Annotated in this window: 12 protein-coding genes; 5 read left to right on the top strand and 7 right to left on the bottom strand. The window is 68.0% G+C overall.

Features of this window, described 5'->3' with window-relative positions; genetic code table 11:
- Together FXN61_RS39840 and FXN61_RS39835 are read left to right on the top strand one after the other, a co-directional pair.
- The coding region (locus tag FXN61_RS39840) for a helicase-associated domain-containing protein (protein WP_188135996.1) at positions 1-982 on the top strand (982 nt) is incomplete at its 5' end.
- Positions 983-1,099: 117 nt separating this feature from the next.
- Positions 1,100-1,708 carry a hypothetical protein gene (locus tag FXN61_RS39835; protein WP_167979060.1) on the top strand — a complete coding sequence of 203 codons (609 nt, stop codon included), beginning with the start codon at positions 1,100-1,102 and terminating at the stop codon, positions 1,706-1,708.
- Between the two features lie 143 nt (positions 1,709-1,851).
- On the opposite strand, the gene FXN61_RS39830 is transcribed toward FXN61_RS39835, so the two are convergent.
- The 4 genes from FXN61_RS39830 to FXN61_RS39815 form a co-directional block, all read right to left on the bottom strand.
- The gene (locus tag FXN61_RS39830) at positions 1,852-2,457 is read right to left on the bottom strand and encodes a GTP-binding protein (protein ID WP_030470877.1); all 606 of its coding nucleotides are present in this window, start codon (positions 2,455-2,457) and stop codon (positions 1,852-1,854) included.
- A complete protein-coding gene (locus tag FXN61_RS39825; RefSeq protein ID WP_167979067.1) occupies positions 2,438-3,184 on the bottom strand; it encodes a DUF742 domain-containing protein in 747 nt (248 codons plus the stop codon). The genes FXN61_RS39830 and FXN61_RS39825 overlap by 20 nt, the downstream gene beginning before the upstream one ends.
- 30 nt (positions 3,185-3,214) lie before the next feature.
- Complete coding sequence (locus FXN61_RS39820) at positions 3,215-3,634, bottom strand: roadblock/LC7 domain-containing protein (RefSeq protein WP_030470879.1); 420 nt, start codon at positions 3,632-3,634, stop codon at positions 3,215-3,217.
- A gap of 642 nt (positions 3,635-4,276) precedes the next feature.
- Positions 4,277-6,964 (bottom strand): nitrate- and nitrite sensing domain-containing protein, encoded by a 2,688-nt coding sequence (locus tag FXN61_RS39815; RefSeq protein ID WP_246292684.1) that lies wholly within the window; start codon positions 6,962-6,964, stop codon positions 4,277-4,279.
- A gap of 483 nt (positions 6,965-7,447) precedes the next feature.
- Here FXN61_RS39815 and FXN61_RS39810 point away from each other — a divergent pair, with 483 nt between their 5' ends.
- The gene (locus FXN61_RS39810) at positions 7,448-8,425 is read left to right on the top strand and encodes an ABC transporter substrate-binding protein (protein WP_167979066.1); all 978 of its coding nucleotides are present in this window, start codon (positions 7,448-7,450) and stop codon (positions 8,423-8,425) included.
- A gap of 70 nt (positions 8,426-8,495) precedes the next feature.
- Here the strand turns inward: FXN61_RS39810 and FXN61_RS39805 are convergent, their stop codons facing one another.
- From FXN61_RS39805 to FXN61_RS39795, 3 genes are all read right to left on the bottom strand, one after another.
- The gene (locus FXN61_RS39805; protein ID WP_167979065.1) at positions 8,496-9,332 is read right to left on the bottom strand and encodes an LppU/SCO3897 family protein; all 837 of its coding nucleotides are present in this window, start codon (positions 9,330-9,332) and stop codon (positions 8,496-8,498) included.
- Between the two features lie 380 nt (positions 9,333-9,712).
- Positions 9,713-10,195, bottom strand: a complete 483-nt coding sequence (locus tag FXN61_RS39800; protein WP_167979064.1) for an LppU/SCO3897 family protein — start codon at positions 10,193-10,195, stop codon at positions 9,713-9,715.
- A gap of 50 nt (positions 10,196-10,245) precedes the next feature.
- Positions 10,246-10,830, bottom strand: coding sequence for an LppU/SCO3897 family protein (locus FXN61_RS39795; protein WP_167979063.1), 585 nt, complete (start codon positions 10,828-10,830; stop codon positions 10,246-10,248).
- A 109-nt stretch (positions 10,831-10,939) separates the two neighbouring features.
- Here FXN61_RS39795 and FXN61_RS39790 point away from each other — a divergent pair, with 109 nt between their 5' ends.
- Both FXN61_RS39790 and FXN61_RS39785 read left to right on the top strand, forming a co-directional pair.
- Entirely contained in the window at positions 10,940-12,580 is a 1,641-nt protein-coding gene (locus tag FXN61_RS39790; protein ID WP_167979062.1) for a DNA repair helicase XPB, read from the top strand.
- Positions 12,577-12,891: hypothetical protein (locus FXN61_RS39785; RefSeq protein WP_167979061.1), on the top strand; the 315-nt coding region annotated here is incomplete at its 3' end. The genes FXN61_RS39790 and FXN61_RS39785, both read left to right, overlap by 4 nt.

Here is a 12,891-nt window from a genome sequence, read left to right as displayed (position 1 = left end):
TGGCCTGCTCGCGCTCGGCGCGATCACCAGCGCCGGCCGCGTGCTGCTCGACGAGGGGCCCGGCCACGCCGCCAAAACCCTCGGGGACGCGCTGCCGGCGCCGCTCGACCACGTGCTGGTGCAGGCCGACCTCACCGTCGTCGCGCCGGGCAGGCTCGAACCGGAGCTCGCGGACGAGATGGCGCTCGTCGCGGACGTCGAGTCCGCGGGCAGCGCGACGGTCTACCGGATCAGCGAGAGGACGGTCCGCCGCGCGCTCGACTCCGGACGCACCGCCGATGAGCTGCAGGAACTCTTCAAGGTCCGCTCGCGCACTCCCGTTCCGCAGTCGTTGACCTACCTGATCGACGACGCCGCACGGCGGCACGGCAGGCTGCGCGGCGGTGCCGCAGGCTCGTTCCTGCGCTGCGACGACCAGGTCCTGATCAGCGAGGTGCTCGCGCATCCGGAGGCCGCCCGGCTGGAGCTGCGCCGGATCGCATCGACGGTGCTGGTCAGCCCGTTGCCGCTGGCGGACGTGCTGGACGGGCTGCGGTCTGCGGGGTTCGCCCCGGCGGCGGAGGGTCCCGACGGCCAGGTTCTCGACCTGCGACCGGGCGGGCGCCGGACCACGCCCCGGCAGCGATCCGCCCGCAAACCCTCCTCACCCGCCGTGCACGCCGACGAGCGGTTGGGTGAACTCGTCAGGCTGGTCCGGGCGGGAGATCGTGCCGCTGCGACACCACGGGGTGAACGCATCAGCGTCCCCGGCCACCTGGGCGCCGGGCCGTCAGCCACCCTGTCGTTGCTCCAGCAGGCAGCACGGGCGCGACGGAGAGTGCTGGTCGGGTTCGTCGACTCGCACGGCACGGCCGCACAGCGCGTGATCGAGCCTCACCTGGTCGGCGGGGGTGTGCTCGAGGGCTACGACCACAGCTACGGAGAGGTGCTCAGGTTCCCTCTTCACCGCATCACGTCCGCCGCACCGGTGGACGAAGCCTGACGGTCGGTCATCCCCCGGTCGAACCGCACGTCCACCCTTGCGTGGTCAGAGCGCGACCTAGCGTCGAGTGGCGTGAGCGTTTCACGACGCTCGCTCGACGAAGGAGGAGCAGCGCAAATGGCCATCTCCCGGTGGGCGCGTAGAGCCGTCCTCACCGCAACGGCATTGGCGTTCAGCCTGCCGTTCACGACAGGAACAGCTCAGGCCGACCCGATCATCGAGGTTCTGGACGACAACAACGTCAATGTGACCATCGGTCTCAGCAACAACAACGTCGACTCGGTGCCTGTCAGCGCGGGCTTGAACATCCCGCTGTCCACCGGCGAGGGCTTCGACGTGAACGCCGGCGCGCAGGCTGCGCTCGACATGGCGGCCACCATGAAGGAAGCCATCCACTCCGGCGAGATCCCCGGTGTCAACATGGGCGCCGCGCACGTGGAGGCGGTCGAGGACGTCGCCGTCGAGATCGCGGCGCCACCGGCCGCTGAGCCCGAAGTGGCCGAGGTGGCCGCACCTCCGGCAGTCGAGGCAGCACCCGAGGCGGCACCGGTTCTCGAGGCCGCCGTCACGATCACCGACGAGACCGCGCCGGTGACCGACGACCCCAAGGGCGACGAAGAAGAGGACTGCCCGCCGGAGGTGAATCCGTCGGGGTGCCCCAACATCACCGCCCTGGGAATCCTCAGCGTGTGCCTGCTGCCGAACCTGGTCCAGCTCCACATCTGACGAACCACGCCGAGCTGAGCCGGAAGGAGGCCACCAGGACGACGACACAGAGCTGAGTCATACCGCGACAACGAGGCGAGCGCCGCACCCGAAGGTGGCGCTCGCCTCGTTCTCTGCTCTGAAGTTGTCCCTGCGAGAGGAGATCAGCCCGCGCGGACGGACATCCACTGGCGCATGGCGTGCTCGACCAGCGTGATGAGCGTCTGCTTCGTCGACTGCCGGTTGCGCGCGTCGCACGTCACGATCGGCACCGACTCGTCGATCGTCAGCGCCTCACGCACGTCCTCCAGCCTGTGGTGCAGGAGGCCGTCGAAGCAGTTGACGCCCACGACGTACGGCAGCTGACGGTCGTCGAAGAAGTCGATCGAGGCGAACGCGTCCGCGAGCCTGCGGGTGTCGACCAGCACGATGGCGCCGATGGCACCACGTACGAGGTCGTCCCACATGAACCAGAAGCGGTGCTGACCCGGTGTACCGAAGAGGTACAGGATCAGGTCGCTGTCGAGCGACACACGGCCGAAGTCCATCGCGACCGTCGTGGTGACCTTGTTCGGCGTGGCGGAGAGGTCGTCCACCCCCGCACTGGCCTCGGTCATCACCGCCTCGGTGGTCAACGGGACGATCTCGGACACCGAGCCGACGAACGTCGTCTTGCCCACACCGAAGCCACCCGCCACCACGATCTTGGCAGACGTCGTCGGCTTCCGTGCGCCCTCGGCGCCCTGGGGACTAGAGCCTGCGAAGCCCACTGAGCACCCTCTCCAGGAATTCCATGGAAGGCCGGTCCCCCACGACCAGACCGCCCTGGTGAATCAAAACCAATCCCATGCTTGCCATGTCGCCGATCAACACCCGCACGACGCCAAGTGGCAAGCGTAGGAGTGCCGCGACCTCGGCCACCGACCGCGTGTCCACACACAGCCCGCAGATGGACCTGTGCTCGGGGAGTACCGCGGCATCCCGTTCGAGGCCACGCTCGCTGGTCGAAATCAGCGCCTCGATCGCAAGGTCGTAGTCGGGTCGTGTGCGCCCACCGGTGCGTGTGTAAGGCCGCACCAATGAGCCCGAGTCCGCAGAAGAAGTTTCCTCCGGAAGCACAGCAGGCTGCGCACCGGTGCTGTACACCGGCTGCGGCCCGGTGGTGTACGGCAACTGTTCCGGCACCGCGTCCGGCATTTCGTGCTGGCCGAAGAGGTCCGCACCGGGGCCACCGAACAACCCGGTGCCGTACCCGTCGATGTCGAACCGGTTCGGCACGTCGTCGTACGGATACGACGACGAGTCATCCACCTCACGCTGAGACATATCGCCTAGCCCTTGCCCTGTAACCCGCTCATCGTGGGGTGCGTCCTCGGCTTCCTCTGGTTCTTGGGGGATCGCGTCAGGCTCGTCGAACTGGAACCCACCAGCGGCCCACTCCTGGTAGTTGAAGTTCCTACCGAAGCCCCGGCCTCTAGCGCCAGATCTTCCAGCCATCTGTTCTCACCCCTGAACTGCCAGTGAGGTCTAGCGACGGACCACACCCTGAAGCTGCGCACGCAGCTCAGGGGTGAGTTGTTGACCGACTCTCTCCACCAAAAGCGTCATCTCGTAGGCCACAAGGCCGATGTCGCAGTTGGGTGCCGCCAGGACGGCGAGGCAAGAACCGTCACTGATCGACATGAGGAACAGGTACCCCCGCTCCATCTCGACGACCGTCTGGTTGACCCCGCCTGCTTCGAAGCAGCGGGCAGCACCCTGTGTGAGGCTGACCAGCCCGGACGCGACGGCGGAGAGCTGCTCTGCACGGTCCCGGGGCAGGCCCTGGGACCCCGCGAGCAACAGCCCGTCCGCGGACACCACGACGGAATGTGCCACGCCGGGCACCCTCCGCACGAAGTCGGTGATAAGCCAACCAAAGCTGCCTGGCTGCGCTGCGGTCGTCACTCCTGCTCCTCGTTCTGCCGGCTCGATTGGTCACCAGCGTATGCCTCGATCAATGCGTGCCGGCCTCGCTTGACACCACTTTGCAGGCTCGACATCCGTCCGCGCACCGCGTCAGCGGAACGAGGAGGCAGCGGCGGGCGCTGTGCGGTCTGCGACAGGGACTGCGGTTTCGGTGCCGCAGAACCTGGCACTAGTTGAGCCTTCGGTGTCCGTTTTGGCAATCCTGCCGTTGTCTTCGTCTCCGGCGCCTTGTTCAACAACGCCTGAGCCGCGTGCCATCCCTCATCGGCAGGCGATTGCCAAGCCGACTCGGAAGTGGGTGCCGCCGCTGGAGTCTCCTCCACAACGGGCTCCGGTTCCACAACTCGCTCCTGCTCGGCGGGTGCGATCACTTCTTCCTCGACCGCCGGCTGGACCTTCGCGCGCGGCTGGCGCACGGGAAGACCAGCGGCCGACGTGGTGGTGGGTGCCACCGCCGGGACAGGCTTGCGGGTACGGGTCGGCAGCTCGGGCTCCGGCCCGTCCGACAGCGGAGGAGCCTTCGGCGGCTCGTCGATGTACTCCACCGCGTTCTTGTCGCCCTTGTCGACGCTGCCGAGGCCGGACTCGACACGTCCGTTGGCTTCGGCGGGTTCGTCGTGCTCAGCGGCCGCGGGGACCGGTGCGGCCGCGGACGCGGACGTTTCGCTGCCGACGGCCTGGAACCACTGCGACAGGACCGCCTCGTAGATCGGCAGGCGCTCCGTCGGTGCGTCCAGGTCGTGCTCGACCTGCTTGCGAGCGGCTTCCGAAGTGCCGTTGCGGTGCGCGAGCCCCGAGTCGACGTAGCCCGTGTCGACCGCGGCGCGCGAGACGCCGTTGGTCGCAGGGGGTTCGTCGTCCATCGGCGGGATCGGCACGAACTGCGTGGTCTCGTAGCCGGGCTCGAAGGAGATCTTCGCCGTCGTCCTCCTGACGGTCCTCGTAGGCCGTGAAGAGGGTGGGCTCGCCGAAGGAACCTTCCGGCTCCACCGCCGCCAGCTGGTCGCGACGCCACCGCTCGGACGGCGTCGGGTCCTCGGCGGGCGGCTCGCTGTACACGGGGACCGCCGTCGCGCCGGCACCGGTGTCGGTGAGCGGGCTGGGCACGAAGCTGACCGGGATGCTCGGGCTCGACTCGTCGATCCTCGGCACGGCACCGGTGGCGCCGCCGAACGCGCCGGCGATGCCGCTGGCCCTGGTCGCGGTGGTGCCGATCTCGGCCGTGTACTCCGACGGTGTCGGCGCCGGCGCCTGTGGCGACATGCCGAACGCAGAGGCCAGCGAGCCGGAGCCGGACGGCGGGGTCGAGACCGGGGCCGCACCGGGCGACGCGATGAGCGTCTCCGGCACGATCACCAGTGCGGTCGTACCACCCTCGATGTCCTCGTTGCCGCGCAGGCGGACCTTGATGTCGTGGCGCTTGGCGAGCCGCGCGACCACGTACAGGCCCATTCGGCGGGAAACGGCGACGTCGACGTCCGGCGGGTCCGCCAGGCGGTCGTTGGCGTCGATGATCTCCTGGTCGCCCATGCCGACGCCGCGGTCCTGGATCTCGATCGCCAGCTCGCCCTTGCGGGTCTTGGCCGTGCGAACGGTGACCTTGGTGACCGGGTCGGAGAACGCCGTGGCGTTGTCCAGCAGCTCGGCGATGAGGTGCACGAGGTCGTTGACCGCGCGGCCCTGGACGGTGAGGTCCGGGGTCTGGCCGACCTGAACGCGGGCGTACTGCTCGACCTCGGACACCGCGGCGCCGAGCACCTCGGCGGCCGGGACCGGCCTGGTCAGGCGCCGCGAGAGGTCCGTGCCCGAGAGAACCAGCAGGTTCTCCGAGTTGCGGCGCATGCGCGTGGCGAGGTGGTCCAGCTCGAACAGCGAAGCCAGCTGGTCCGGGTCCTGCTCGTCCTGCTCCAGCCGGTCGATCAGGTTCAGCTGGCGTTCGACCAGGGCCTGCGAACGACGCGACAGGTTGACGAACATCGCGTTGACGTTGTCACGCAGGAGGGCCTGCTGGGCGGCCAGTCGCACCGCTTCACCGTGCACCGCGTCGAACGCTCGCGCCACCTGGCCGATCTCTTCACGCGTGTGCACCGGCACCGGCTCGACGGCGGTCTTGGCCGCGTCCTCCGGGTTCGGGTCCGCGAGGATCCGCTCGACCGCGTCCGGAAGGCCGTGGTCGGCGACGTCGAGGGCGGTGCGGCGCAGCGTGCGCAGCGGGTTGAGGATCGAGCGGGCGACGAACAGCGCCATCAGCAACGCGAGCGCGAGGAACGCGAGCACCAGGGCGGACGCGATGTACGCCTGGGTCCTGGTGACGCCGGCGGTGTCGTCGGTCTTGTTCTGCAGCTGCTCGACCAGCAGGTTCTCGACGTCACGGGTCAGGTTGACCGTCAGCGTGGCGGCGATGTCCCACTTCTCGGACGTCAGCTGGGTGAAGTCCTTCTTGCCGGTGCTGGACTGCTGGTTGATCGCCGATTCCTGCATGTCGTTCGCGGTGTCGACGATCAGGCCGGTGACGGTGTCGTCGTAGATCTTGGCCTGTTCGGGCGTCGCGGACTTGCGGAAGTCGTTTCGCGCGGCTTCGAGCTCGGCGTCCGCCGCCTGCAGGGCACGCAGCTGGGACGGCGTGAACGCCTTGCGCTGGAAGACGTCGAGAAGAATCGCTCGCTTGAGCGACTCCTGCTCCTTGATGCGAGCGATGGCGTTCGTGGTCAGGTGCAGTCGCACCAGCTCGGGGTCGTTGATCTCGGAGATCGTCTGCTCGCCGAGGCTGATCAGCGTCTCGATCGACTCCGAGTAGGTGCGCTGGACGGCCTCGGCGGGGTACTGCGTGTCGCGCACCGAGTTGCGGAGGCTGTTCAGGCGGTTGAGCTGGTTGAACGCGACCTGGAAGCGCTCGACGGCCGCCGGGTTCAGGTCGGAGCTCAGCTCGGCGATCTTGTTGCTGAACGCCTCGCTGGTGTCGTTCACCCTGCGGAGCTGGCGCTCGAGGACGACCCGGTCGACCTTCTTGTTCGACGCGACGTAGCTGACCGACAGGTCGCGCTCGCGCTGAAGCTGCTGCACCAGGTCCGCGACCGCTGTCTCCAGGCGGATCTGGTTCGCGAGGTTGTTGAGCTCCGTCGCCGCCTGAAGGTCGCTGCGCACCCGCAGACCACCCAGAACGAGCGCACAGACCGTCGGGATGAGCAGAACGGCGAGCAGCTTGGTGCGCAACCGCCAGTTGCGCAGCCGCCATCCCGCGGATCGGGCAGGTCCTGATCCGGGTCCGGGCACGACGTCCTGCTTCACCGCGTTCGGTGTCACATTCATCGTTCCGTCACCCAGCGCAGCCAGTCCGTCACCCGATTCGGGCCTTTCGGAGCGTGTGGTGTCACCCACGCCAAACTGGCTGGGACCTCTCTCACGTCGGGCCACTCTGGGCTTCCTCTTCCAGCAGCAGTGTCCCGGTCTCTCCCCAGGACCGAGCATGGACTCGTCAAACGGGCCGAATTGCAGCACAGAGGTCGTTCGCCCGGTGAGGCGCCCTACCCCGTCTGAAGACACGTCGGTCTACTACGACCAGTGCCACCCGGCGGGGAGCGTAATGGCCACCCCCTCCTCGGGGGAAGTCTCCAGAAGCACTCACCGTATCGAGACGGGGTGTCGTTTCATACGTTCAGGTGGTTAACATCCCCGGTTGTCGGCACGCCTCACGTCCGTCCGAACGCCCAGTTGGGACTGCGGACGACCTGGCCTGTGGCGACACTCACTGATCAATTTGATGCTACTCAAGGCCTACCGGCGAGAGGTGCCATGGCTACCCGAGCCAAAGCTCTGCGGCTTGCCGCAGTGCTCATCACGTGTGTTCTGACCGCGAGCTGCGGCCTGTTCGGAAGTTCGTCGAACGGCGGCACCGCGGACGTGGAGCGCACCACCCTGCGCATCGGCGTGCAGCCGGTCGTCGACGTGGCCCCGCTGCGGATCGCGCTGACCGAGAAGCTGTTCGAGAAGGCCGGTCTGCAGGTCAACCTGGTCACCCAGCCCAGCGAGGCCGAGGCCATCAAGCAGCTGGACACCACGCTCGACATCACGTGGGCCACGCACGTCAGCCTCTTCCGCGCCGTCGCCGAGGGCACCGAACTGCAGCTGCAGGGCGAGGCCTATCAGGCAGGTCCGAACTCGATGGCGCTGGTCACGGGACCGACCTCGGACTACGACGACCCCGGCAAGCGACCGGCCCCGACCATCGCGGTGAACAGCGAGACCGACATCGGCGCGCTGACCACGCGTGCCGTGCTGGACACCGCTGCGGTCGAGAAGCAGAAGATCAAGTTCAAGCCCATGCCGTTCGCGGACATGGAGGCGGCGCTGACTTCCGGCCAGGTGGACGCGGCGTTCATGATCGAGCCGTTCATCACGAAGGCGCAGCGCAAGATCGGCGGGAAGATCCTCACCGACACCGCGCGCGGCCCGACACTGGACTTCCCGATGTCCGGCTACGCGGCGTCGAAGAAGTTCGCCGAGGCGAACCCGAAGACGCTGAAGGTGTTCCGGGACGTCCTGCGTGAGGCGCAGCAGCGGGCGCAGGCCAACAAGCTCGGTGTGCAGGACTCGCTGACCAGCTACGCGGACGTCGACCAGTCGACCGCGGCTCTCGTGTCCGTGGGCACGTTCCCGCTGTCGCTGAACCCGATCCGGCTCCAGCGGGTCGCCGACATGATGGACACCGAAGACGTGCTTTCCGGTCGTCTGGACGTGCAGCAGTTGCTGCCGCCCGGTACGACGAATTAGTTGTCGCCGGACATGAAAAGGCGGGCCGATTTCCCGGCCCGCCTTTCTCATTCGATCACTTGCCGGCGGATCACTTGCCGGCGAGAGCGATCACGCAGTAGGTGATACCGGGCGACGGCTCGGTGTACGAGACGGCAGTGGCGTCACCGCAGTCGGCCGTGGCGGCCTTGACCACCTTCTCGATCTTGACGACCTTCTGGACGGCGAACTCGTTGTTGCCCTTGGAGCAGTCAACGACCTTCATGCCCTCCATGTTCATCTTGACGAGCTCTTCCTCGTAGCACTTGCCCTCTTCGAGCTTCTCCACGAGGCAGAGCTTCAGCGACGACTTGCGCCGGCCGGACTCGGTGTACTCGGCGTAGTCCTCGCTCGGGCACGCCTCCGTGGTCGAGTTCATGGCCTTGGCGATGAAGTAGTTCGCCTCGGACGAGCCGCAGTCGACCTTCTTGTACTTCGGGCTGATCGTGGTGCCCGTGACGCTCGCGCAGTCACCCGCCTTGGCCGACGGCTCGGAGATGCTGCTGATGCCGCCGCTGATGAGGGACTTCACGAGGATGACACCGCCCGCAACCAGCACGAACGCGATGATCGAACCGATGATCTTGCCAGCGCTGCCCTTCTTGGGCGGTGGGCCGTACGGCATGGGCTGACCCATCGGCTGACCAGGCGGCATCTGACCGGGCGGCGGGCCGTACGGGCCGGGCTGACCCGGCTGTCCGGGCTGGCCCTGCGGCTGGGCGTACGGGTCACCGGGGTACCTGCTGGGCGGCGGGCCGTACTGACCTGGCTGACCAGGCTGCGCGTACGGGTCACCGGGCTGACCGGGCTGGCCGTAGGGCTGCTGCGGCTGCCCACCGGGAGGCGGGCCATAGGGCCCCGGCTGCTGAGGGTAGTTGGGGGTGGTCACTGAATTCCTCTCCGATGGGTCGTGCGAAAGACGTCGAAACCGGAGCCGCGGGGGACGGACTCCGGTTTCGAAAAGCTGGTGGGCCGGACCATCAGGGGGCACCGGGGTTGTGCACGCAGGGGGACGGTCAGTGCCGTGCTCATCACGCTTGTCCCACTTCCGCATGCGCCGAACGGCCCACGCCCCCCGACACGGCCGGAGGAGAGGTTGCCACGTGGGGGAGGAATCCGCCTGGGCTTTACGGAAACGTTACGGCCGCCCGGATCGGCGGCCGGGCCGCGGTGCGGTGAGCCTGCTTCACCTGGGCGAAGGCGCCGGAGGCGCAGTCCCCCGTTGTGAGTTCCACGCGGGTGCGCAGGAGCGGCGTGCTCACGCCGAGATCACTGCTGCTTGTCCCCGCGTTCGAGGCAGAAGGTGACGGCGGGTTCCGGGAAGACCGCTGCGCGCGAGTCTCCGCAGGCAGCACCGTCGGTCTTGCCGGCGAGCACCTTGGCGACCTTCACCGAGTCCTTGGTGGCGCAGTCGACCCTGGCGATGCCGGTCTCGGAGTTCTGGCCGTAGCAGGCGCCCTCGACGAAGTTCGGCATGAGGCAGAAGGTGGAGTCGCCCGTGTAGGTCGAGTAGTCCATGCCGCCGGACGGGCACTTGTCCTCGTTCCACGGCAGGATCTTGGCGATCTTGACGTTCGCCTTCTCCGAGGCGCAGTCGAGCGCCTGGTACTTCGGGTTGTCGAGCGCGCCGGAGATGCTCGCGCAGTCGCCGACCCGCGCCGTCTTGGCCACGTCGCCGAGCTGGTTCAGCACGAACCCGCCGAGCAGGACGAGCGCAAAGACAACGGCGATACCCAGGCCGACCTTCTTCATGGCCTGGGTATCGGCGTCAGTCGATGATCAACTCAACCGAGTTCACCCGATCAGGAACCCTCGTGCACGCCCATGCAGTAGACGGAGGCGGGTTCGCTGAACCGCAGCTCGCTGGAGCCTTCCGGGCACACCGTGCCCTCCTCGGGCAGCCCGTCGACCTTCTTGACGATCTTCACCGGGGACTCCTGCGTGCACGCCTCCTTCTTGAAGGCGCCGTCGTCACCGGACGTGTAACAGTTGCCTTCTGCGAGGTTCGGCATCAGGCAGAGCGACTCGCCGCCGTTCTTGACCGGCTCGTAGATGCCCTCGTCGGGACACGGCTCGTCGGCGCTCTTCAGCACCTTGGCGACCCGGTGCGTGGCGGACGTGTCGCCACAGCTCTCCGACGCGACGTTCCAGTCGCCGTCGGGCTTGTCCACGTCCTTCGGCGAGGCGCTGACGCAGTCGCCGACCTTGGTGCCGTTGAGCGACGTGAGCGCCCACACGCCCCCGCCGACCAGCACGACTGCAAGCACGCCGACGATGACGAACTTCAGCCAGTTGTTCTTCTTGGGCGACTCGTCGGTCTCGGTCTCCTCGGGAGCCGGTGCCACCGTGGCCGGTGGCTCGACGGGATCAGTCGACTCGGTGCTCATGGCCGAGAACGTACGACACGTCGTGTTGGCTGCGTGTGTCGCCTCACACTTGTTGTCGCCAGTTGACGCAGGTCGAACGCATTTGGCGTCGTCAGGGAGACTTGTGGGCGTGACCGATGGCCCCTTGATCGTCCAGTCGGACAAAACGCTGCTGCTCGAGGTCGACCACCCGCTCGCCGACGACGCGCGCACCTCCATCGCGCCGTTCGCCGAGCTGGAGCGGGCACCCGAGCACGTGCACACGTATCGCGTGACGCCGTTGGCGCTGTGGAACGCTCGTGCCGCCGGGCACGACGCCGAGCAGGTGGTGGACGCGCTGGTGCGGTTCAGCCGCTACCCGGTGCCGCAGCCGTTGCTGGTGGACGTGGTCGACACGATGAGCCGGTTCGGGCGGTTGGTCCTCACCAACAGCCCTGTGCACGGGCTCGTGCTGAACTCCAACGACCGCGCGGTGCTCGAAGAGGTGCTGCGCAACAAGAAGATCGCGCCGATGTTCGGGGCGCGGATCGACGACGACACGGTGATCGTGCACCCCAGTGAGCGGGGGCGGCTCAAGCAGCTGCTGCTCAAGGTCGGGTGGCCGGCAGAGGACCACGCCGGGTACGTCGACGGCGAGGCGCACGCGATCGAGCTGGACGAGACCGACTGGAAGCTGCGCGACTACCAGCGGCTCGCCGCGCAGGCGTTCTGGGCGGGCGGCTCCGGCGTCGTCGTGCTGCCGTGTGGCGCGGGCAAGACGCTGGTCGGCGCGGCGGCGATGGCAGAGGCGCAGGCGACCACGCTGATCCTGGTCACGAACACCGTGGCAGGCAGGCAGTGGAAGCGCGAGCTCATCGCGCGGACCTCGCTCACCGAGGAGGAGATCGGCGAGTACTCGGGTGAGCGCAAGGAGATCCGCCCGGTCACGATCGCGACCTACCAGGTGATCACCCGCAAGTCGAAGGGCGAGTACAAGCACCTGGAGCTGTTCGACTCGCGCGACTGGGGCCTGATCGTCTACGACGAGGTCCACCTGCTGCCGGCGCCGGTGTTCCGGATGACCGCCGACCTGCAGAGCCGCCGCCGGCTCGGGCTGACCGCGACGCTGGTGCGCGAGGACGGCCAGGAAGGCGACGTCTTCTCGTTGATCGGGCCGAAGCGCTACGACGTGCCGTGGCGCGACATCGAGGCGCAGGGGTGGATCGCTCCCGCCGAGTGCACCGAGGTCCGGGTGACTCTGACGGACAACGAGCGGCTGCAGTACGCCACGGCGGAGCCCGAGGAGCGCTACAAGCTCTGCTCGACGGCCAGGACCAAGATCGCGGTGGTCAAGCGGGTGCTGGAGCAGCATCCCGACGAGCCGGCTCTGGTGATCGGTGCTTATCTGGACCAGCTCGACGAGCTGGGTGAGGAGCTGGACGCACCGGTGATCAAGGGATCGACGAAGAACAGAGAGCGCGAGGAACTGTTCGACAAGTTCCGCAGGGGCGAGCTGCGCACGCTCGTCGTGTCGAAGGTCGCGAACTTCTCCATCGACCTTCCCGAGGCGTCCGTCGCCATCCAGGTGTCCGGCACGTTCGGCAGCCGGCAGGAGGAGGCCCAGCGGCTCGGCCGGATCCTGCGGCCCAAGGGCGACGGGCGGCAGGCGCACTTCTACTCGGTCGTCTCACGGGACACGCTCGACACCGAGTACGCCGCGCACCGGCAGCGGTTCCTGGCGGAGCAGGGCTACGCGTACAAGATCGTCGATGCGGACGACCTGGTCGGATGACGTTCTGGTGGATGTGGGACCCGGCGGGGACCGTGCCTGTGAGGCGGTTCCGGTCGGAGGAGTCGCTGGCCCGATCCGCGCCGGACACCCAGGTGGTCCGGTCGGCCGACTTCACGTGCCCCGATCAACGCCGGCGTGCCACGGCCGTGCGGGAGGACTTCCTGCGGGTGACCGGTGATCCGGTGCAGGTGGCGCTGGTCGAGCAACGGCTGTGGACGCTGCTCGTGGCCCTGCGCCGGGCGCAGCCGCTCCGGGACGCGCTGGCCACCGCCGTGCCCAAGGCCGGGCGGGCGGCGCTGGTCGCGGAGCCG

The organism is Lentzea indica (genome assembly GCF_012184385.1).
Lineage (GTDB): Bacteria > Actinomycetota > Actinomycetes > Mycobacteriales > Pseudonocardiaceae > Lentzea > Lentzea indica.
The sequence above is the reverse complement of the archived record's forward strand: the minus strand, read 5'-3'. Positions and strand labels throughout refer to the sequence as shown.

Bases quoted from the DNA above. Each gene is read 5' to 3' on its own strand.
- FXN61_RS39835 (WP_167979060.1), top strand. From the start codon at position 1,100: ATGGCCATCTCCCGGTGGGCGCGTAGAGCCGTCCTCACCGCAACGGCA.
- FXN61_RS39825 (WP_167979067.1), bottom strand. From the start codon at position 3,184: ATGGCTGGAAGATCTGGCGCTAGAGGCCGGGGCTTCGGTAGGAACTTC.
- FXN61_RS39815 (WP_246292684.1), bottom strand. From the start codon at position 6,964: ATGAATGTGACACCGAACGCGGTGAAGCAGGACGTCGTGCCCGGACCC.
- FXN61_RS39810 (WP_167979066.1), top strand. From the start codon at position 7,448: ATGGCTACCCGAGCCAAAGCTCTGCGGCTTGCCGCAGTGCTCATCACG.
- FXN61_RS39800 (WP_167979064.1), bottom strand. From the start codon at position 10,195: ATGAAGAAGGTCGGCCTGGGTATCGCCGTTGTCTTTGCGCTCGTCCTG.
- FXN61_RS39795 (WP_167979063.1), bottom strand. From the start codon at position 10,830: ATGAGCACCGAGTCGACTGATCCCGTCGAGCCACCGGCCACGGTGGCA.